Annotated in this window: 15 protein-coding genes; 5 read left to right on the top strand and 10 right to left on the bottom strand. The window is 71.0% G+C overall.

What is annotated here, in order from left to right; translation table 11 throughout:
- Positions 1-50: 50 nt before the first annotated feature.
- A complete protein-coding gene (selD, locus tag OVA21_RS16395; protein ID WP_268092871.1) occupies positions 51-1,061 on the top strand; it encodes a selenide, water dikinase SelD in 1,011 nt (336 codons plus the stop codon).
- A gap of 190 nt (positions 1,062-1,251) precedes the next feature.
- Here selD and OVA21_RS16390 read toward each other — a convergent pair whose 3' ends face one another.
- The 5 genes from OVA21_RS16390 to OVA21_RS16370 all read right to left on the bottom strand — a co-directional run bounded on the left by OVA21_RS16390 (position 1,252) and on the right by OVA21_RS16370 (position 10,429).
- Complete coding sequence (locus OVA21_RS16390) at positions 1,252-2,439, bottom strand: M20 family metallopeptidase (protein ID WP_096906361.1); 1,188 nt, start codon at positions 2,437-2,439, stop codon at positions 1,252-1,254.
- Positions 2,417-4,306 (bottom strand): S9 family peptidase, encoded by a 1,890-nt coding sequence (locus OVA21_RS16385; RefSeq protein WP_096906362.1) that lies wholly within the window; start codon positions 4,304-4,306, stop codon positions 2,417-2,419. The genes OVA21_RS16390 and OVA21_RS16385 overlap by 23 nt, the downstream gene beginning before the upstream one ends.
- Positions 4,299-6,905 (bottom strand): carboxylate--amine ligase/circularly permuted type 2 ATP-grasp protein, encoded by a 2,607-nt coding sequence (locus OVA21_RS16380; protein ID WP_268092870.1) that lies wholly within the window; start codon positions 6,903-6,905, stop codon positions 4,299-4,301. The genes OVA21_RS16385 and OVA21_RS16380 overlap by 8 nt, the downstream gene beginning before the upstream one ends.
- Before the next feature lie 67 nt (positions 6,906-6,972).
- Positions 6,973-9,555, bottom strand: a complete 2,583-nt coding sequence (locus tag OVA21_RS16375) for a carboxylate--amine ligase/circularly permuted type 2 ATP-grasp protein (protein WP_268092869.1) — start codon at positions 9,553-9,555, stop codon at positions 6,973-6,975.
- A gap of 73 nt (positions 9,556-9,628) precedes the next feature.
- On the bottom strand, positions 9,629-10,429 hold the full coding sequence (locus tag OVA21_RS16370; RefSeq protein ID WP_096906365.1) for a crotonase/enoyl-CoA hydratase family protein: 801 nt from the start codon (positions 10,427-10,429) through the stop codon (positions 9,629-9,631).
- 519 nt (positions 10,430-10,948) lie between these two features.
- Between OVA21_RS16370 and OVA21_RS16365 the strand changes: the two genes are divergently transcribed.
- Positions 10,949-11,659: a GntR family transcriptional regulator gene (locus tag OVA21_RS16365; protein ID WP_007627198.1), complete on the top strand. Its 711-nt coding sequence runs from the start codon at positions 10,949-10,951 to the stop codon at positions 11,657-11,659.
- A 253-nt stretch (positions 11,660-11,912) separates the two neighbouring features.
- On the opposite strand, the gene fadD5 is transcribed toward OVA21_RS16365, so the two are convergent.
- The 5 genes from fadD5 to OVA21_RS16340 form a co-directional block, all read right to left on the bottom strand.
- Positions 11,913-13,505, bottom strand: a complete 1,593-nt coding sequence (gene fadD5 / locus OVA21_RS16360) for a fatty-acid--CoA ligase FadD5 (protein WP_096906366.1) — start codon at positions 13,503-13,505, stop codon at positions 11,913-11,915.
- Positions 13,506-13,564: 59 nt separating this feature from the next.
- Positions 13,565-14,356 carry an enoyl-CoA hydratase-related protein gene (locus tag OVA21_RS16355; protein WP_268092868.1) on the bottom strand — a complete coding sequence of 264 codons (792 nt, stop codon included), beginning with the start codon at positions 14,354-14,356 and terminating at the stop codon, positions 13,565-13,567.
- Entirely contained in the window at positions 14,353-15,339 is a 987-nt protein-coding gene (locus OVA21_RS16350; RefSeq protein ID WP_173674843.1) for an NAD(P)H-dependent flavin oxidoreductase, read from the bottom strand. Before OVA21_RS16350 ends, OVA21_RS16355 begins: the two co-directional genes overlap by 4 nt.
- Positions 15,340-15,652: 313 nt before the next feature.
- Positions 15,653-16,642, bottom strand: coding sequence for an oxygenase MpaB family protein (locus tag OVA21_RS16345; protein WP_268092867.1), 990 nt, complete (start codon positions 16,640-16,642; stop codon positions 15,653-15,655).
- 98 nt (positions 16,643-16,740) lie between these two features.
- Positions 16,741-18,237, bottom strand: a complete 1,497-nt coding sequence (locus tag OVA21_RS16340) for an aldehyde dehydrogenase family protein (RefSeq protein WP_067720070.1) — start codon at positions 18,235-18,237, stop codon at positions 16,741-16,743.
- Positions 18,238-18,402: 165 nt separating this feature from the next.
- Between OVA21_RS16340 and OVA21_RS16335 the strand changes: the two genes are divergently transcribed.
- From OVA21_RS16335 to OVA21_RS16325, 3 genes are all read left to right on the top strand, one after another.
- Positions 18,403-19,371 (top strand): acyl-CoA dehydrogenase family protein, encoded by a 969-nt coding sequence (locus OVA21_RS16335; protein WP_268093176.1) that lies wholly within the window; start codon positions 18,403-18,405, stop codon positions 19,369-19,371.
- Positions 19,368-19,871 carry a DUF4334 domain-containing protein gene (locus tag OVA21_RS16330; RefSeq protein ID WP_241504473.1) on the top strand — a complete coding sequence of 168 codons (504 nt, stop codon included), beginning with the start codon at positions 19,368-19,370 and terminating at the stop codon, positions 19,869-19,871. The genes OVA21_RS16335 and OVA21_RS16330 overlap by 4 nt, the downstream gene beginning before the upstream one ends.
- A gap of 89 nt (positions 19,872-19,960) precedes the next feature.
- Positions 19,961-20,761, top strand: a complete 801-nt coding sequence (locus tag OVA21_RS16325) for an LLM class F420-dependent oxidoreductase (RefSeq protein WP_067720072.1) — start codon at positions 19,961-19,963, stop codon at positions 20,759-20,761.
- Positions 20,762-20,878 lie beyond the last annotated feature (117 nt).

Below are 20,878 nucleotides of genomic sequence, written 5' to 3'. Positions count from 1 at the left end.
TGTTCCCCGGCCGCGCCCACCGATCGGCGCCGCCTCGTTAGGGTCGGACCATGACCACCGAACCCATCTCGCCCGCAGCCCGGCTCACCTCGTACGCGCACGGGGGCGGGTGTGCCTGCAAAATCCCGCCCGGTGCTCTGGAGAACGTCGTTGCCGACCTCATCGGGGCCCCGGTCCGGGATCCGGCCGCGGAACTCATCGTGGGCCTCGACGACGGCGACGACGCGGCGGCGGTGCGGATCACCGGTGGCCGGGCCGTCATCAGCACCGCCGACTTCTTCACCCCCGTCGTCGACGACCCGTACGACTGGGGGCGCATCGCCGCGGCCAACGCGCTGTCCGACGTCTACGCGATGGGCGGGACGCCGATCATGGCGATCAACCTGCTGTGCTGGCCGATGGACGTCCTGCCGTACGAGATCGCCGGAGAGGTGCTCCGCGGTGCCCAGGAGGTGGCCGGCGCCGCCGGCTGTCACGTGGCCGGCGGGCACAGCGTGGACGACCCCGAACCCAAGTACGGCATGGCCGTCACCGGGCTGGCGGACCCGGACCGGCTGCTGCGCAATGACGCGGGCCGGGCCGGGATGCCGCTGTCGCTCACCAAGCCGCTGGGGATCGGGATGCTCAACTGTCGGCACAAGAACACTGGGGAGGTGAGCCGCGAGGCGATCGAGACGATGACCACCCTCAACGACGTCGCCTCCCGGGACGCCCTGGCCGCCGGGGTCGAGTGCGCCACGGACGTCACCGGGTTCGGCCTGCTCGGCCACCTGTACAAGATGGCCCGGGCCAGCGGCGTCTCGGCCGTGATCGACCCCGCCGCGGTGCCCTACCTCGAGGGCGCCCGTCAGGCGCTCGCCGACGGATACGTCAGCGGCGGGACGCGCCGCAACCTCGACTGGGTACGTCCGCACCTCGCGGCCGACGTGGACGAGGACGAGCTGCTCCTGCTCGCCGACGCCCAGACCTCCGGCGGGCTGCTCGTGGCCGGGGAGATCCCGGGGGGCACCGTGATCGGCGAACTCGTCCCCGCCGGAGACGCGGCGATCACCGTGCGCTGACGGGGCCGGTTTCCCCGCACCTCGCCGAGCAGAGGGTTTCGCACACCCGCTCTCGGGCGATACCGGCGAAATCCTCTGCTCGGCGGGAGAGTGAGCGCCCAAAGGCGGGAGGGTGAGCGCCCAAAGGCGGGAGGGTGAGCGCACGAGGGCGGGAGAGTGAGCGCGCGCGGCCGGGATCCGCCCCGCCAGCTCAGGCGGGGCGGTCGAGGCGGGCGAACGCGTCGAAGATGCGGGCACCGTGGGCCAGCGCCCGCTCGTCCAGCACGAAGCCCGGATGGTGGAGATCCGTCTCCTCGGACTCGCCGTCCCACACCCCCAACCGCAGGTAGACGCCGGGGATCTCCTCGGTGTACCAGGCGAAGTCCTCGCCGCCGCTGGACTGGTCGGCGGTGCCCACCCCGTCGGTTCCGAGCACCGATTGGACGGCCTTCGCCGCGAGGTCGGCGCACTCGTCGTCGTTCACCACGGGCGGCACACCCTGGATGTACTCGACCTCAGTGCGCGCCCCGTACAGGGCACCGATCCGCTCGACCGTCTCGCGGACCAGCGGCTCGACGGTCGCCCACACGTCCCGGTCCGCGCTGCGCAACGTGCCCCAGATCTCGCCCGAGTCGGGGATGACGTTGGGCGCGGACCCGCCGGCCTTGATCGAGGCCCACGTGAGCACGGTGCCGGACCGCGGGTCGATCCGCCGGTCGATCACGCCCGTGACGCCCGTGACGATCTGGGCGAGGGTGAAGACGGTGTCCTGGGTCTCGTGCGGACGCGCGGTGTGCCCGCCGTCCGAGTGGACGGTGATGCCGATCTTGGCGTTGGACGAGGTGATGGCCCCGCCGGTCACGCCCACCTCGCCGACCGGGCGGTGCGGGTCGCAGTGCAGCGCGAGGATGCGGTCGACGCCCTTGACCACGCCCTCCTCGACGCAGTCCTTGGCACCGCCGGGCATCGTCTCCTCGGCCGGCTGGAAAATCAGGCGCACCGGGCGGGGCGGCGGGTCGGCGACCAGCATCTCGGCGGCGCCCAGCAGCATCGCCGTGTGGCCGTCGTGCCCGCAGGAGTGGCTGACGCCCTCGACCTCGGAGGAGAAGGACTCGCCGGACTCCTCGCTCATGGCCAGCGCGTCGATGTCCGCGCGCAGCGCCACCACGTCGGTCGACGTGGCCCCGTCGGCGGCCGCGACGTCGCACCACAGCCCGGTGCCCACCTCGAACCGCTCGGGCTTGAGCCCCATCGAGCGGAGCTCGCCCTCGATGTACTCGGTCGTCTCCCGCTCCTCGTAGGACAGCTCGGGGTGGGCGTGGATGTGCCGCCGCCACCCGACGAGCCGGCCCTCGAACCCGGTCGGGTCGGGGGTCTCATTCTTCTTGCGTCCGAACATCGAACACCTCCTGGCAGAACTGGACCACCCGGTCGCCGAGACGCTGCCGGTTGGCCAATTTCACGAATTCATGACCTTCGTCCTCGAACAGCAGGACGTCCACCGGTACGCCGCGCCGGCGCAGGAACTCCACGGCCTGATCGGTCTCGCTGAGCGGCACATTGGTGTCGTGCGCGCCGTGGACGAAGAGCATCGGGACGTCCACGTGGTGGTACCGCCGTAGGGGCGAGGCCTCCCGCAGTAGCTCACGTTCCTGGAGCGGGTTGCCGTACTTGGGGTAGGCGGCCGCGGCGATCCACGGTTCGGTGGTGCGGTAGAAGGTCTGCAGGTCGCTCATCCCGCACGCGGCGATTCCGCCTCGCCACCTGCCGGGGTGGCGGACCAGGGTGGCGTTGACCAGGTAGCCGCCGTAGGACCGGCCCGAGACCACCGCCCGGCCTGGATCGGCGATGCCCTCGTCGATCAGGTGCAGCAACGCGTCCTCGACATCGTCGATGCCGGAGAAGCGACCGTAGCGGTCGTCGGCGTGACTGAAGAAACGCCCCGAGCCGGTGGAGCCGCGCACGTTGGGCAGGAAGTAGTTCACGCCGATGTCGAGGTAGCGGCGGGCGATGTCGTTGTACCCGGGGCGCGACTGCCCCTCGGGACCGCCGTGGAGGTGGACCACGGTCGGGCCCGGTTCGTCACCGATGTCGGGACGGTAGAGCCAGCCGCTGAGCTGGAGCCCGTCACGGGCGGTGAACTCGACCAACGTCGGCGCGGGGTCGGGTTGCTCGGGCGGCCGCCCGGTCCACCTGCGGTTGTCCACGTCGTACATCACCACGCGCGGCGGCTGGTCGAGGCTCTCGATGGTGAGCGCGAGCAACCGGCCGTCTGCGGTGAGCGTGGGTGAGGTCGCCACGACCTCGGGCAGCGGTGGCCGAACGATCACGCGGGGGCGCTCCGGCCGTAGGTCGAGGACCTCGATCTCCGACAGACCACCGCGCACGTTCCACAGCAGCACCGCGGTCGAGCGGTCCAGGCTCACCTCGACGCGGTCGAGATCGGCGTCGGTGCGGAACGCCACCGGCCAGGACTCGGTGGAGTCCTCGTCCGCCTCGACCGCGAGCAGGCCCATCCGGTCCGCCGAATGGTCGCTGCGGACGACCATCCGCATGGGACGGTCGTCGTCCCCCGCGTCGAGGATGACTCCGGCGTCCGTGGTGGAGCCGGTGTCGACGGGTAGCAGTGGCCACCACCGGCCGTCGGGGACGATGCGCAGCAACTCGCGGTTACCGCGGGCACCCACCCGGAACAGCGCGGCTCCGTCCCACGCGTGGACCAGTGCACCGCCCATCCGTCGATCGACGACGGTGTGCTCCCCGGTCTCGGGGTCCACGAGGCGGCCCTCGGCCAGGCCCTCGGAGTCGAACGCCGTCACCGCGAGCAGGTCGCCGTCCCAGCCGACGATCTGGACGGTGGCGTCGCCCACGGTGTCGACGGGGTAGACGTCGTGATCGTCGGGGTCGGTGGTGACCAGCCAGATCCGTTCGCGCTCGCCGCCGTCCGGGGCGACCTCGCAGGCGAGCCACCTGCCGTTGGGCGAGTAGGCCACGCGGCGCACGGGGCCGTCGACGGGCAGCACGACGTCGCGCTCCGGCCCGGCCCCGTCCAGCCCACCCGGCCCCAGCGGCCGCTGCACGGCGCGCGGGTAGCCGGTGCGCTCGGTGACCACACACGCCAACATCGACCCGTCGGGCGACAGGTTGGGGGACGTGGTGTGGCGGATCTGGGTGGGCCCCCCGGCGGCGTCGTCGGGTGGTCCCGCGACGTCGCGGGACTCGGCCTCCTCGGTGACCTCGACGTCGACCTCGGTGGTGTCAGGCACGGTGAATCCAGGTGTCCTTTCCGCCGCCTCCGCTCGAGGCGTTGACGACCATGGTGCCCGCCGGGGCCACGCGCGTCAGTGCGACAGGCGGGGCCGTGGCGGCGATCTCTCCCCCCTCACCGTGCCGCAACATGACGAACGCCCGCATGTCCACGTGGCGTCGCTGCAGTTCGCGGCCGTCGAACGTCGGCAGGGTGGACAGCGACTGCACCTCTTGCGCGACGAACCGGTCCCCGTGGCGGCGCAGCTCGTCCCGACGCTCGTCGAGCTCCCGGGGCGAGCATTCCGGGCCCACGGTGATGTCGGACCCGCCGTAGCCGTCGATCGGCTTGACGACCAGCTCGCCGAGCCGGTCGAGGACCTGTCGACGCTGGTCCGGGTCGGCGCACAGGTACGTGTCGACCTGGCCGATGAGAGGCTTCTCGCCCAGGTAGAAGTCGATGATCTTGGGGACCATGGCGTAGATCGCCTTGTCGTCGGCGGCACCGTTGCCGGGCGCGTTGACCACGGCGACGCCGTGCTCCGCCATCGCGTTCAGCAGCCCCCTGCGCAGCGCGGTGCCATCTGCGCCCGTAGAGGACAGGAGCATCTCCTCGTCCATACGGACGTAGAGCACGTCGATCTTCTGCCGCTCCCCGCCCTCGACCCGCCATAGGGCGGAGTCCTCGCACACCAGGTCAGAGGGCGTCACCAGGGTGCCACCGACCGCCTCGGTGACGCTGCTGAGGTCGTACGCCTCGAGTTCGTCCTCGGCGACCACCACGCCGATGGCGGGATCGTCGACGCCCTCGGGCGCGGCCGCCCGCAGGGTGTCGGTCAGCATCGCCAGCGCCTCGCGGGGGTCGTGGACCTCCGACCGCGCACCGAACTCGGGGAAACCCTCGGCGATCCGGTCGCGCAGTGCGACCGCCATCGCCATCCCCCCGGGCATCCGCAGGTTGTCCTCGAGCACGATCCACTCGCCCGGCGCCGTGGAGACCAGGTCCACGCCACACACCGGGGCGTGCAGGACGCCCTCGGGCACCGCGCGTCCGGTGGGACGGAACCCCGGTGCGCGCTGGAGCGCCTCCGCGGGGACCACGCCGGCCCGGCTGATCTCTCCCGCCCCGTAGATGTCGCGCAGGAACATCTCCATCGCGCGCGCCCGCTGCTCGATGCCCGCGGAGATCCGTGCCCACTGGTCGGCCGGGACGATCCGCGGGACCGAGTCGAGCGGGAAGACCTGCGGCTCGTCCTTGCCGTACACCTTGAGCGTGATGCCCATGGAGCGCAGCGTGTCGTCCACCTGCTCCTTGCGCTCGCACAGGACCTCGGGGCCCATGTCGGACACGGCCTTGAGCAGGTCCACGTACTCGGGCCGCGGGTTGCCGTCCTCGGAGATGGCCTCGTCGTGCACCTCCTCGGTGACCGCCTCCCCGAGCGGCGAGTAGGAGGCGAGCATGTGTCGCATCCCGCGGTCGTCGGCGGTGTCCCGGGGGCGGATCCGCTCGACGGTCTCGGCCAGCAGGACGGCGATCACGTCGCTGCGGCGTCCCCGTCGGCGGTGCGCCGCGCGTTGGCGGGTGGCCGAGGTCGCGGAACCGCGGACCCCGTCGAGCAGGTTCAGCACCAGGTCGAGTTCGCCTCCGGCCCGGAGGTGGTCGACGTGGTCGTCGACCAGTCCGGTGAGCACCTCGGTGGCGGGGCGGGGGCGCCCGGTCGCCACGTCCACGAGGTCCCCCTCGAGTCCGGAGCGTGCGGCGCGCCAGAACGCCGCGGCCAGCACGGCGTCGGAGGGTCCGTCCCACCCACCGGATCCGGAGTCCTGACCGGCGTCCCGTTCGGCGAGGACGCGGTCGACCGCCGCGCGGAACAGGGCGGCGACGACGACGAGGGTGTCGATGGTGCTGCAGGAGTCGCAGGCCACGAGTTCGATCCCGTCGCCGTCCCGGGAGGGGCGGACGTCGACCGCGATCCCCTCCCGTCCCGCGACGACGCCGGTGGCGACGATCTCGTCCTCGCAGGCCAGCGCCTCGTCGGCGGTGTCGGCGGCGTAGGCGGGCAGGTGTGCGGGCGACCACTGGCTCTCGAAGTAGCGGGTGGAGGCGTACCCGGAGTCGGTGCCGTCTGCCCAGTAGGGGGAACTCGCCGACAGTGCCAGCAGCACCGGCGCGAGGGCGGCGACCCGTCGGGCCGCGTACTGGGCCTCGTCGGCGTCGGCGGTCTCGACCACCACCCGGAAGCCGGCCGAGGCGCGGGTCTGCGACTCGCGGCCCGGCGCGGGGTGGGGGTCCTGCGGGGCGGGGTCGAACTCCACGCCGGGCGAGGCCAGCGACCCTGCCGCGACCACCCCGGTCCGCAGTCCGTTGGCGGCCTCCGCCAGGCGGGTCCGGTTGCGGCGGATGGTGTCCCCGAGCTCGCCGAGCCCGGTGTGGGCGCCCGCGTCCGCGACCACGATCGCGCCGTGTTGCTCCGGCCGGACGTGGCCCTCCTGTCCCCGTTGCCCGGTGTCGCCGAGAGCGGCGAGCACCTCCGTTGCCCGCCGAACCGGTCGCCGGGTCCTCGTGTCGACGAGGTGGAGTTCCTCTTCGACTCTGATCCATCGCTGTGCGTCGGTCATCATTCCCACGCTAAGGGAACCCGGGCGAGCCCGCACCCGCAGCAGCTCCCCGGGCCCGGCGCGGGGGTCACCGCATGATCCACGTGTCCTTGCCGCCGCCGCCCCGCGAGGAGTTGACGATCATCGATCCCGCCGGCGCGACCCGGGTGAGCCCGGCCGGGACCGCGTGCGCGGTGGTCCTGCCCCCCTCGCGTCGGACGTGGGCGAACGCGCGGAGGTCCACGTGCCGGCGCTGCATCCGGGTCCCGTCGAAGGTCGGCAACGTGGACAGGGGCACGACCTCCTGGGCGATGAACCCCTCCGGCCGGGTGAGCAGGTCCTCCCGGCGGGCGGCCAGCTCCGCCTCCGAGCACTCCGGCCCGATGGTGATCCCGAGTCCGCCGTACCCGTCGATCGGCTTGACCACCAGCTCGCCGAGGCGGTCCAACACGAGGTCCCGCTGCGTCCGGTCGGCACACAGGTAGGTGGGGACCTGCTCGAGGATCGGGGTCTCCCCCAGGTAGAAGTCGATCATGGCGGGGACGGAGGCGTAGACGGCCTTGTCGTCGGCCACCCCGTTGCCGAGGGCGTTGGCGATGGTCAGGCGTCCGGCCCCGAGCGCGTCGAGCAGCCCGTCGCGCAGCGGGATGCCGTCGTCGCCCGGCGAGCTGAGGAGCATGTCCTCGTCTATCCGGGCGTACATGACGTCCACCCGGTGCAGATCGCGGCCCGCGCGATGGTGCAGCACCCCGTCCCGGAAGGTGAGCCGGTCGGGCGTGACCAGCGGCAGTCCGGTGCGCTGCGCGATGAGTCGGTGCTCGAACCAGGCCGAGTCGGTCGGCCCGGAGGAGACGACCGCGAGCTGCGGCTCGTCCCCGGCGGCCGGCGGCGCGGCCGCCTCGAGCGTCTCGCGGATCATGCCGAACGCCTCGTCCGGCGCGTGGAGATCGAACCCGCCCGTGAGGTCGCCGAACAGGGAGGTGGTCATCTGTCGCAGGGCGTGGGAGAAGGCGATCCCGGAGGGCACCCGGACGTTGTCCTCCAGCACGAACCACGTGCCGTCGTCCCCGCACACCAGGTCGATCCCGCAGATGTGCGCCCGCGTCCGACCCGGCCGCTGTACGCGTCCCGTGCTGCGGTGACCGGGGGCGCGGTCCAGGGACTCGGGCGTCATGTGCCCCGCGCGCACGAACTCGCGCTGGCCGTAGATGTCGTCGAGGAAGGCGTCCAGGGCGCGGGCGCGCTGCTCCGTGCCGGCGGCCAGCACCCGCCACACTTCGGGCGAGATGATGCGGGGTACGAAGTCCATGGGGAACGCCTGGGGCCGCTCCTGTCCGGTGACCCGGAACGTCACCCCGGCCACCGAGGCCTCCTTCTCCGCCGTCACCTGTCGCGACCGGAGCCGCACGGTGCCCGCCCGGTCCAGGGCCGACATCACGGGAGCGTAGGCCTCACGGGGGGCACCCCCCTCCTCGACCGCCTCGTCCCAGCTCGGGTCGGCGTCGAGGCCCTCGATCGGTTCGTAGACGCCGAACAGTCGTGAGTGGGCATCGGGGACCGCCGACCGGGGACCGCTGATCCCGGCGGTCTCCGCCGCGAGCAGGTCGACCACGTCGTGGGGGTGCCCCCGCCGGCGGAGGGCCTGGCGCTGCCGGAACGCACTGCTGCCGTTGTAGAGCGCGTTGTCGAGCAGGGTGCGCACGGTGTCGAGGTCACCCGACCGGTTCAACTCGCCGGTCAGGGACTCCACCAGATCCGAGACGACGTCGGTGGCGGGCCGGGCCCGGAAGGTGACGGGGTCCACGAGATCACCCTCGAGGCCCGACCGGGCCGCGCGCCACAGGGCCGCCCGCAGCCTCGTCTCGGCGGGGGCCGCCGACCCGGCGCCGTCGGCGACGGCGGTCGCCTCGCGCTCGACGAGGGCCCGGAACAGGGCGGCGGCCAGAACGGTGGCTTCGGCGGAGGGACAGGCGTCGCCCACCTGCAGCTCCACGGACCGCCGGTCGGCCCCGGGCTGCACACCGAAGCCCACCATCGACGCATCGACGACCACCCCGCTGGCCACGAGGTCGGCCACCAACTCGTCGTACTCGGCGGCCGAGCACACGCCCGCCACGGGCGCCGCCGTGGGCCACTGCGAGGCCGCCACCGAGCGGCAACTCGCGTAGCCGGAGTCCGACCCGTCCCTCAGGAAGGGCGAGCTCGCCGTGAGCGCGAGGAACACCGGCAGGTACGGAGCGATCCGGCAGGACACCGCGACCGCCTCGTCTGCGCCATGGGCCTCGACCCGGATCCGGACGCCACAGTAGATCTGATCCCGGGCCAGGTACTCGTAGTCGGCCAGGAGTCGACGAGTCCTCGGCGTCTCGTCGACGAGGGCGGACCCGGGGGGCACGAGCGGGACGGCCCCGGCGGCGACCACCGCCAGCCCGAGCTCGGCCCCCGCCCCGTTGAGCCCCGCCCGCTCCGCGCGGAGGGCCGACCGCAGCTCCGTCGCGGACCCGGCAGGGGCGGTCGCGGCGCGGATGACGCAGTTGCGCAGTTCCTCTCCCGCGCCACCTCCACCCCGCAGGGCCAGCAGCTCCGCCGCCCGGGGCGTCAACTCCCTGTTCGCGGTGTCGAGGACGTGCAGGTCCTCTTCGACGACCATCGACCTCAACACTGCTTCCATAAAGGAAATGTAGGGCCGGGGGGCGGAGTTCACATCCGGTCGGATTGTGGGATGGGTCTCATCGGATCCGGGTTCAGCGCGCCTTCCACACCGGGGCACGCTTCTCCGCGAACGCCCTCGGGCCCTCGGCCGCGTCCTCGGAGGTCATGACGGTGATCGTCTCCGTGTCATTGACCTTCCACTTGTCGACCTCCGCCGGACGCCCGCCGTCGGTGATACCGAGCGCGACCCGCTTGGTCCCCTGGACCGCCAGCGGCGCGTTGGCGGCGATGGTCCCGGCGAGCTCGAGCGCGGTGTCGAGCAGCCGGTCGGCCGGGACGACGTGGTTGATCAGGTGCAGGTCGAGCGCCCGCCCGGCGGTGATCGGCTCGCCGGTGAGCATCATCTCCATGGCCACCCGGTGGGGCAGCTGGGCCGGCAGCCGGAACGCGCCACCGGCGGCGGCGATGAGCCCACGCCGCACCTCCGGCAGACCGAACACCGCGTGGTCGGCGGCCACCACGAGGTCGCAGGCCAGGGCGATCTCGCAGCCCCCACCCAGTGCGGTGCCGTTGACCGCGCCGATCACGGGGACCGAGACGTACTGCTGCATCATCCCCGCGAATCCCCACCGCCGGTTCTCGGCCGGGAAGATGTCCTCACCCCGGGAGATGGCCTTGAGGTCGGCGCCCGCGCAGAAGGACCGCTCTCCCGCGCCGGTGATCACCACGACCCGGATCTCGGGATCGGTGTCCGCCTCGTGCAGCGCGTTGCCCAGCAGCGTGCTGACCTCGCCGTTGACGGCGTTGCGGGCCTCCGGGCGGTCGAGGGTGACGAGTAGGACGTGGTCCCGGCGCTCGGTACGGACGGCGGGACGGTTCTCGGTTGACGTCATGGGCCCAGTCTCGCCCGGCGGTGGCTGCCACGCAGCCCCTCCGCGCTATTCGGCCCTCTCCGCAGGAAGGTTCGTGCGGATGTCCGCGCATCGCACGCTCGAGTGGCACGGCCGACGTCGCTGCGCGTAAACGCATCCTTCCCCTCGGCCGGTCCCGGTGCGGGCGGGCCCGGGCGCCCCGCCGGTCGGGCACCGTGCCCCGCCGGTCGGGCTCCATGTCGCGGGTCGGGCTCCATGTCGCGGGTCGGGGGCGCCACTCGCGGGTCGCCGACGGTCGCCGCGGGGCCACCGCCGAACTGTCGCCGATTCCGACCCGCGCTGCAGCGCCCCGAGGAGACGGGCCGGTCGAGGGTTGTCATAACCGAAACGAAGGCGAGCGAGAGATGTTTCACGTGAACCCTTCTCGGCGGTGGGTGGATGCCCCGCCCCCGGCGAGGTAGTGTGAGCCACTACAGATATATTTGATTTAGATCATCGGTCTCGGCGCTCCGGGTGGGTGCCCTTCTCTCGTGGAATGAGGTGGCGGACGTGGCCCCCACACGACTCGGCCAGCGCCCGCAGCTCTCCGAGGAGGTCGCCGACCACGTGCGGACTCGGATCATGAGCGGCGATGTCCGCCCGGGGTCCTTCATCCGGCTCGACGAGACCGCCTCCGCACTCGGGGTGAGCGTGACCCCGGTCCGGGAGGCACTACTCACCCTGCGCGGCGAGGGCCTCGTCGATCTGGTGCCGCGGCGCGGCTACCTGGTCTCGCCGATGAGCCGCCAGGACATCGAGGACATCTTCTGGCTCCAAGCGGAACTCTCCAAGCGCATCGTCGACCGGGCCATCACCCGCTACGACGCGGAAACTCTCGAGTTCCACGGTCGTCTGATCGACGAATTCGAGAAGGCATCCGCGTCAGATGACACCGACGGCGTGGTGCACGCCCAGTACGCGATCCACCGGTGCCTCAACCGGGCTTCCCGCTCGGACAAGCTGTCCCGGTTCCTGTCCAACGCCGCCCGCTACATGCCCTACCGGCTGTACGCGGACGACCCCGAGTGGCGTGCGGGCGCACTGACGGACAACCGCCGCATGCTCGAGGCGCTGCGTGACGGCGACGTCGAGACGGCCCACGAAGTGGTGGACGCCGAGTTCACCGGTGGCGCGAGTCTGCTCATCGCCCATCTCGAGCGAGCGGGCGTGTGGGACGACGAGCGCGCACCGGAACTCGACCCCGAGCACTGAGTCCCACTTCAGTGATCGGTCCGTCCGCACTCTCCACCTCAGATCGGTTTGAACAGGATGCGGTAGGTGGCCGTCCGAACCGTCCGGGGGAGTTCGTCGGGCCGCGTGCGAACTCCACGGGATTCCGAGTTCATTCCGGAACGGTCGCTGCAGGAAGCCGGTGGTCGCGCACCTGTGGATCCGGCCCGACGATAGAGCTGGTGAGCACTTCCCTGCTCTCCCGGAGTGGTCGGACGGGAGCCGTGACACCAGCTCAGACGCCCACGGTGCCGTGCTCGGAACGCAGTGTGCCCTTGACGACCTTGCCGCTGGCGTTGCGGGGGAGTTCGTCGACGTGGACCAGATGCTTGGGGAGCTTGAAGCCGGCGAGCTTGTCCCGCAGCCACTCGCTGAGCTCCTCGAGGGTGAGATCGGCAACGCCGTCCTCCACGTTCTGGGCGACCACTGCGACGGGGACCTCGCCCCACCTGTCGTCCTTGCGGCCGATCACCGCGACCTCGCGGATCCTCGGGTGCCCGGCGATGATGTTCTCCACCTCGGCGCAGTAGATGTTCTCGCCGCCGGAGATGATCATGTCCTTCTTGCGGTCCACCACGTAGACGAAGCCCTCGTCGTCCATGCGGACCAGGTCGCCGGAGTGGAACCACCCGCCCTCGAAGGCCTCCGCCGTCTCCTTGGGCTTGTTCCAGTAGCCGGACATGGTGGTGGGACCGCGGTAGACGATCTCGCCGACCTCACCCGGGCCGACGAGCTCGCCGAAGGCGTCGACGACGCGGGCCTGGAGGGTGGGGATGACCTTGCCGACGGAGCCGATCTTGCGGATCGCGTCATCGCCGTCGAGGGCACAGGTGATGGGGCTCATCTCGGTCTGGCCGAACACCGCGCAGTTCAGGGCGTCCGGGAAGGTCTCGGCCATGGCGCGCAGGATCGTGTCGGTGGACGGGGCCGCGCCCCAGGAGATGGTGCGCAGCACCAGGCTGCGCGGGCGGGCCTGCTGCTCGGCACAGACGGCCTGCCACTGCACGGGGACGAGGAAGATGCTGGTGATGTGCTCGGCCTCGAGGGTGTCCAGGACCGCTGCGGGGTCGAAGGCCTGCAGCGGGTGGACCACCGTGACGCCGCCGAGTTGGAGGCTCGGCGCGATCGAGCCGAGCGCCGCGATGTGGAACATCGGGGCGGCGCACAGTGCGCGCCCGTCCTCCTCGAACAGTCGGAACACCCGGATGCAGGTCAGGGACTGCGCCGTGAGGTTCTCGTAGGAGAGCATCGCGCCCTTGGGGCGACCCGTGGTGCCCGAGGTGTACATGATGAGCGCGGTGGAGTCCTCGGGGACGTCGACGGGCTCGTGCGGCTGGCCCTCCTCCGCGATCGCGTCCGCGTACGTGGTCTGGTCGGGCGTCCCCGGTTCACCGCCGATGACGATGTGGTGGCCCGGCTCCTCGCCCTGGGCGCGGATCGCGCCGACGAGCGGGGCGAGCATCGCGTCGGTGATGACGCCCTTCGGCGTGCAATCGCTGACCAGGTAGGCGAGCTCGCCGGGGGTGAGACGGAAGTTCACCGGGACCGCGATGGCACCCAGCTCGTTGATGCCCAGGACCGCCTCGACGAACTCCGGGTTGTTGAGCGTGATGAGCATGACCCGGTCGCCCCTGCCCACACCGCGGCGGGCCAACGCGTCGGCGAAGCGGTTGCTGCGGCCGTGCAGCTGGGACCACGTGGTGGTCTGGCCGAGGAACCGCAGCGCCTCGGCGTCGGGCTGCATCTCGGCGTGGGTGGCGACCCACGTGTTCCAGTTGTTGCGACGTGCCGCGTGGAGTTCGGCGATGGGATCCGTGGCGGTGGTCATGATCTCGGCCTTTCGTCGGGCGGTGGGTGACGGGAGGGGCAGGTGACAGGAGGGACGGTTCAGGAGAAGTTCGGGCGCCGTTTCTCGAGGATCGAGGACACGCCCTCGGCGAAGTCGGGGGAGATCAGCAGCTCGCACTGGCCCTCGTGTTCCCTGGCCAGGGCCGCGTCCAGCTCGGCGAGCGTGGCCCCGGTGACGGCCCTCTTGGTCAGTTCCAGGGCGCGGCGCGGACCCCGGGCCAGTCGGCGGGCGAGCTTCGCGGCGGCGGGCTCGAGGTCCGCGGTCGGGTGGACCTCCATGGCCAGTCCGACGTCGTGGGCCTCCGCGGCGGAGACGGCGTCGACACGCAGCAGCATGCGCGAGGCGATCGACCGTCCGACGGCCGCGGGCAGCAGCACGCTGGCGCCGCCGTCGGGCATGAGTCCGATGTTGGTGAACGCGAACAGTAGGTAGGCGTCCTCCGACATGAGGACGAGGTCGGAGGCCAGCGCGAGCGAGACGCCCACCCCGGCCGCCGGGCCGGTGACGGCGGCGATTACCGGGACCGGGACCGTGAGGACCGCGCGGACCAGTGCGGCGGCCCCGGCCATGGTCGCGTCGGGGCTGGGCGCGTCCGCGCCGGCGTCCTTGATCGCCTGCAGGTCAGCTCCGGTGGTGAACGCCCCGCCCTCCCCTGAAAGCACGATGACCCGGGTGCCCGGATCGCTGCCGTGTTCGATGATGAGCTCGGTCAGCGCGGTGACGGTGGGGTGGTCGAGCGCGTTCATCCGGTCGGGCCGGTTGATACTGATCGTGGTCACGCCCAGGTCGTCATGGTCGACCTTGATGGCGTCACGTCCGGTCGCGGTCATCGGACCGTCTCCCCCGCCTCGACCATCCCGGCCAGCCTGCCGGTGATGATCTCCTCAGCCTCGGCCATCATCCGGTCGACGAGCTCCGCCGCGGTGGGCACGTCGTGGATCAGACCCTGACACTGGCCGGCGCTCCAGATGCCCGCGTCCAGGTCGCCGTCCTCGAAGACCTTGCGTCCGCGGGCTCCGGCGACGAGGTGCTGGATGTCGGAGAACTCGGCACCCTGGGCCTCTTTCGACACGACCTCGGCGGAGACGGCGTTGGCGGCCACCCGCGCGGTGTTGTGCAGTGTCCGGAAGATCAGCTTCGTGTCGAGCTCGGTGTTGGCCACGATCTGTTGTTTGACCTGCTCGGCCACCGGCGACTCGGCCGTGCACATGAAGCGGGTGCCCATGTTGGCGCCGTCGGCTCCCAGCGCCAGTGCTGCCACCATGCCGCGGGCGTCGGCGATCCCGCCGGAGGCGAGGATCGGGACGGACAGCCTCGCCGCCGCGGCAGGGATGAGCACCAGGCCGGGGACGTCGTCCTCCCCCGGGTGGCCCGCGCACTCGAAGCCGTCGATCGACACCGCGTCCACACCGAGCTGCTCGGCCTTGATCGCGTGGCGGACCGAGGTGCACTTGTGGATCACCTTGATGCCGGCCTCGTGGAACACCGGTAGGTGGTCCTTGGGATTGGACCCGGCCGTCTCGACGATCTTCACGCCCGACTCGACGATCGCCTGCCGGTACTCGGCGTACGGGGGCGGAGAGATCGCGGGAAGGATCGTGAGGTTGACGCCGAACGGCTGGTCGGTCATCTCCCGGCAGCGCGCGATCTCCTTGACCAGGTCCTCGGGCGTGGGTTGGGTGAGTCCGGTGATGATCCCCAGCGCGCCGGCCTCGGACACGGCGGCGGCGAGTTCGGCGCGGCCGACCCACATCATGCCGCCCTGGACGATGGGATGACGGACGCCGAACTCCACGGTGAATCGGGTGCGGATCACGGCTGGACCTCCTCGTAGGTGCCACCGGAGGTGGCCTCAGGACTTGGCATGGGCGACTGATCCCTTCTGCAACCGACCGCGATGACGTCGTCCCTCCAGAACGACCATGGATCCGATCACATATATGTGTAAGTGTCGCTACGCGATGCCCACTGTAGCCGGTGTTGTCAAGATCACACCGTGTTCCACCTAACCCGGAAAGCGCACCCATGTGCCCCTCACGCCCTCGTGGGTCACGCACCCTCTCCGGGCATCGGGTTCGGCGTCCCGACGTGCGGAAATCGCGGGGCGCGGCGGCAGTTCCGCCGGGTTAGGCGGCTCCGGTGGAGCCGGCGGCTGGAGCGTGCACGACCGGGCAGGCGCCCACCCGGTCGCGCGGCTGGATGGGGCAGGCCCCCAGGTCGGCGGGACGGTAACCCTCCGGGTATCCCGGGTACGTCCGGTTCTCGGTCCCACGGGACCCGAGCTCGCGGCGGCGGACCGGCAGCCACCGCACCACCTTCGACCGCATCCGCAGCGCCGCGTAGGCGGCCTCGCGGAACGCCCGAGGTTGCCACGGGAAGCCGAAGGCGCGGGTCATGTCGTCGTCGATCAGCGCCTGCACGACCTTGCGGACCACCGGCCGGGCCGGCTCCGGGTACCAGGAACACATGAGATCGATCGTGTACGTCCCGATGAGCTCGTTGGTCCGGGCGTAGCGCATGGTGCGCGCCTCGTAGTCGTCCCGCCAGCGCCGGAACTCCCCGATGTCCTGCGGGATCCCCTTGATCTTCATCCGCTCCCCGACTGCGCGGTAGAAGTGGAACGCCGCGAGCCGCTCGTTCGGATGCAGACGCCGCCAGCCGTTCGCATCGATCCACTCGAGCGGTTCGTAGATGAACGTCGACAACACATAGAGCATGTCGTCATTGGTGATCTCGTACATCGCGTGTTGGCGGTTGATCACCCGCAGCGCCTCCTTGCCGCGGGGCGAGTCGTACCCGTGCTCGACCAGCTCCACCATGAGCAGCGCGGTGTCGTCGTACCGCTTCTGCGGGTGATCGCGGAAGTTGCCCGCCTGCTCCAGGACCGCCGACACCGAAGGGATGCAGTAGGTCCGGTACAGCGCCAGCTCGAGCGCTCGCTGATAGTCCCACGGGAACTCGTACGCGGAGGTGATGCGGTGGATCTCCGCCGCGTCCGCCACCGGATCGAGAGTCGCGATGAGATCACGCCAGTACCAGCGCCCGGGCTTGAACGGGACCCCTGCCGTGAGCGGGTGGTCGACGGCGGCGTCGGCGACGAGGTCGGCCGGGATCATGGTCCGAACACCCCGGGCACGGCGGACCGCTCGGTGGCCGCGGCCCTCGTCGTCGTCGTCACCTCCTCGGTTCTCTCGGAGGTGGCGGTCATCTCACCTCACATCCTTCCCTGGACGTTCGCGAGCATCCACTTGACGATCTTGATGTCACGCGGCTTGCGGGTCATGGTCATGAGGTTCAGCGGGGCCGCGAACTTCTGCGCGGTGATGGCCTTGGGGCGGGCGAACTCGCGCAACCCGTCGGCGCCGTGGATACGGCCGAAACCCGAGTCACCCGAACCGCCGAACGGCAACGCCGGGATGCCGGCGAACGCGAGGAACGAGTTGACCGACACCATGCCCACGTCCAACTTCTCCGCGAGGGCCAGCCCCCGCTTCTTGTTGCCGGTGAAGATCGAACCGCCGAGGCCGTAGCTGCTGGCGTTCGCCTTCTCGATGGCCTCCTCCAGGTCCGCGACAGGGTTGATCACGACGGTGGGGCCGAAGGTCTCCTCGGTGATCGCGGACGAGTTCTCGGGGACGTCGACGAGGACGACCGGCTCGATGATCTTCTCGCCGACCGAGTCCTCGCCGCCGAGTACGGCCCTGCCGCCCTTGGCGATCGCGTCCTTGACGTGCCTGCGGACGATGTCGACCTGCGCCGGCAGCGTCATGGGCCCGTAGCTGGAGGAGATCGAGTTGCCCGGGGTGAGCGCGCGGACCTTGGCCGTGAACTTCTGGACGAACGCGTCGTGGACGTCCGAGTGGACGTAGATCCGCTCCACGCCCGCGCAGGTCTGGCCCGCGTTGCCCATGGCGCCGAAGACCGCCTGGTCGGCGGCCGCGTCGAGATCCGCGTCCGAGTCGACGAGCAGGGCGTCCTTGCCACCGCCCTCGATGACGACCGGCGTGAGCGTCTCCGCGCAGGCGGCCATGACCTTCCGGCCCGTCGCGGCGGAGCCGGTGAACGCGAGCTTGTCGACGCCCGCCCTGCACAACGCCGCGCCCGTCGAGCCGTCGCCGGTGATCGTCTGGATGAGCGGCTGGGAGGCGCCCAGGGAATCCCACACCTCCGCCAGCCACACGCCCACACCCGGCGTGAGCTCGCTGGGCTTGAACACCACCGCGTTGCCCGCGGCCATGGCGTAGGACAGCGTGCCCATCGGGGTGAACGCGGGGTAGTTCCACGGGCCGATCGCGCCGACCACGCCGTAGGGCTGATATTCCACGTAGGCGGCCTGGTTGCTCATGAGCAGCCCGGCCGAGACGGAGCGCCGTCGCAGGACCTTGTCCGCGTTCTTGGCCGCCCACTCCAGATGGCTGACGGTGAGCATGACCTCGAGGGTCGCGTCCTCGTCCGGCTTCCCGGTCTCGGCGGAGATCAGGGACGCCAACTCCTCGGCCCTGGACGAGATCGCCCGCTTGTACTCCAGCAGCCACTCACGGCGACCCCGCGGACCCTGGTTCGCCCACCAGCGAGCCGCGGCACGCGCACGCTCCACGGCGAGGGCGACCTCCTCGGGACCGGCGACGGGGTACTCCGCGAGGACGGTGCCGTCGCGGGGGTCCAGGCTCGCGAACGTGGGGCCGGTCTTGCTGGGCTCGGTGGTCGTCATCTGAGGTCCTCTCGTTTCCGATCACATATATTTGATGTAGCGTACCGTGATACGACCCACTGTAGTCCAGTGTGCACCCAACCGGCACCCCGTGCCAGATACCGGGGCAACCACACAGAAAAACGAGGCGAGAAGTGGTCGACATCCTCACCGAAGAGCGTCGACATCCTCACCGAAGAGCAGCGTGAATTCGCCAAGTCGATCGATGACTTCTGCGCGCGCGAGGTCGGCGGCGTCGAGAAGCGACGCGAGCTCACCACCGAGGGCGGCACCCACTCGCCGCACATCTACTCCAAGATGGCCGAGCTCGGATGGCTGGGGCTGACCGTCCCCGAGGAGTACGGCGGCTCCGACGCCGGCGCCGTCGAACTGTGCCTCCTGCTCGAGCACTCCCTGCGCGGCCTCGCCCCGATCGGCGGCATCGGCCCCACCCTCATCACGGCCGCCGCGTACCAGAAGTTCGGGACCGAGGAGCAGCGTAAACGCGCGCTCGAGCTGGTCGTGAACGGCGGGACCCTGTGCATCTCAATGTCCGAGCCCGGCGCCGGGTCCGACGTCGCCGCCCTGCGCTGCAAGGCCGAGCGCGACGGCGACAACTGGGTGATCAACGGGCAGAAGACCTGGTGTTCCAACGCCCACTTCGCCGACCGCATCCTGCTCGTCGCCCGCACCGACTCGTCGGGCAAGAAGCACGAAGGCATCACGATGTTCGACGTGCCCGCGGACATCGAGGGCCTGCAGATCACCGGGATCGAGACCATGGGCGGCATGGAGGTCAACGACCTCTACTTCACCGACGTCCGCCTGCCCGCCGACTCCGTGATCGGAGAGGTCGGCGGCGGTTGGGCGCAGCTCATGACCGGGCTCAATACCGAGCGCCTCATCCTCGCCGCCAGGAAGGTCGACGAGGCCGACCCCACGGCCCTGTTCCCCCGCGAGGCCTCCATGGCCAAGCTCAAGGCGTCCGAGCTGAGCAAGCGGGTCACGCTCGAGTGCATGCAGTCCATGGGCGGATACGGGTACGCCACCGAGTACGGGATGGAACGTCTGGTCCGCCAGGCGGTGGTCTCCACCATCTACGGCGGCACCAACGAGGTCCAGCGGGACATCATCGGCAAGACGCTCGGCCTGTGAGCACCGCCGGGGCGGCCGGCACCGCCGGGACCGCGGGCGCCGCCGCGCGCGAGTTCGAGCTCATCCTCGCGCTCGACACGGTCCCCTCGGACCGCGTCTCCGCGCTGTGGGACTCCCTCGAGCCCGCGCGGGTCGACGACATCGCGGGCAGCCGCTGGAAGGGCACCGGCCTGGACACCGGGCACCCCATGTTCGGCATGCTCGGGCAGATGCGCTGGTGGGGCAAGGACTTCACCGAGGCCCGCAAGGTGGACCCGATCCTCGTCACCGACGACTCCGGTGAGGTCGTGCCGGACACCTCGGCGACCGGCGGGGGCGGGGCGTCCCTGTGGGAGGTCTCCTTCCGCGGCCGCCCGACCGCCTCCATGGTGTACGACCGCCTGCCGGTGATCGACCACTTCGCCGTCGTCGGACCCGACACCCTCCTCGCGGTGATGAACGGGCGAGGCACCGTGCACGAGGGAGAGCACTTCTGGTTCGTCCTGGAGCGCGAGCGCTGAGACGCACGGGCCGGGTGCGCGGGGCGGGAGCCTGGCCCGGGTGCGCGGGGCGGGTGCACGGGGCGGCGCCACGCCCCACAATGGGGCGCATGACCCCGAACCCCACGCGCCCGGTCCGCATCGCCGTCCAGCTCCAGCCGCAGCACTCGCCGGACTACGGACTGATCCGGGACGCCGTCCGACGCTCCGAAGACGCGGGCGTGGACGTGGTCTTCAACTGGGACCACTTCTTCCCGCTCTACGGTGATCCCGACGGCGCCCACTTCGAGTGTTGGACGATGCTGGCCGCGTGGGCCGAGCAGACCGAACGCGTCGAGATCGGCGCCCTGGTCACCTGCAACACCTATCGCAACCCCGACCTGCTCGCCGACATGGCCCGGACCGTCGACCACATCTCCGGCGGCCGCCTCATCCTGGGCCTGGGCAGCGGATGGTTCGAGCGGGACTACGCCGAGTACGGCTACGAGTTCGGCACCAAGGGCTCGCGGCTCGACGACCTCGGGCACTCCCTCGAGCGGATTGAGCAGCGCTTCGCCACGCTCACCCCCGCCCCGACGAGGGACATCCCCGTGCTGCTCGGTGGCGGCGGTGAGAAGAAGACCCTGCGACACGTGGCCCGCCACGCCGACATCTGGCACTCGTTCGTGGACGTGGAGACCTACCGCCACAAGTCGGAGGTGCTCGCCGGGCACTGCGCGGACGTGGGGCGCGATCCGGGCGAGATCGAGCGGTCGACGGAGATCGGCGGGGCCAGCTCGCCCGACGAGGCGAAGCGGCTCGCCGAGAACCTGCACGCCGAGGGCGTCACCCTCTTCACGGTCGGGCTCAACGGCCCCGACTACCCGCTGGACCTGGTCGAGTCGCTGGTGGCCTGGCGCGACGGGCGATAAGCCGGCGCGCCGGCGCTGAACCTGCCCGTCGGCGCCGGAAATCCGCTACTCCGAATCCGGATCCGCTATCCCGATCGGCGTAGCGAATCCGCATTCCGAGTAGCGGATTTCGGGCTG

This window comes from Dietzia sp. SL131, assembly GCF_026672565.1.
Taxonomy (GTDB): Bacteria; Actinomycetota; Actinomycetes; order Mycobacteriales; family Mycobacteriaceae; genus Dietzia; species Dietzia kunjamensis.
This window is presented reverse-complemented; position numbering and strand designations above follow the sequence as displayed.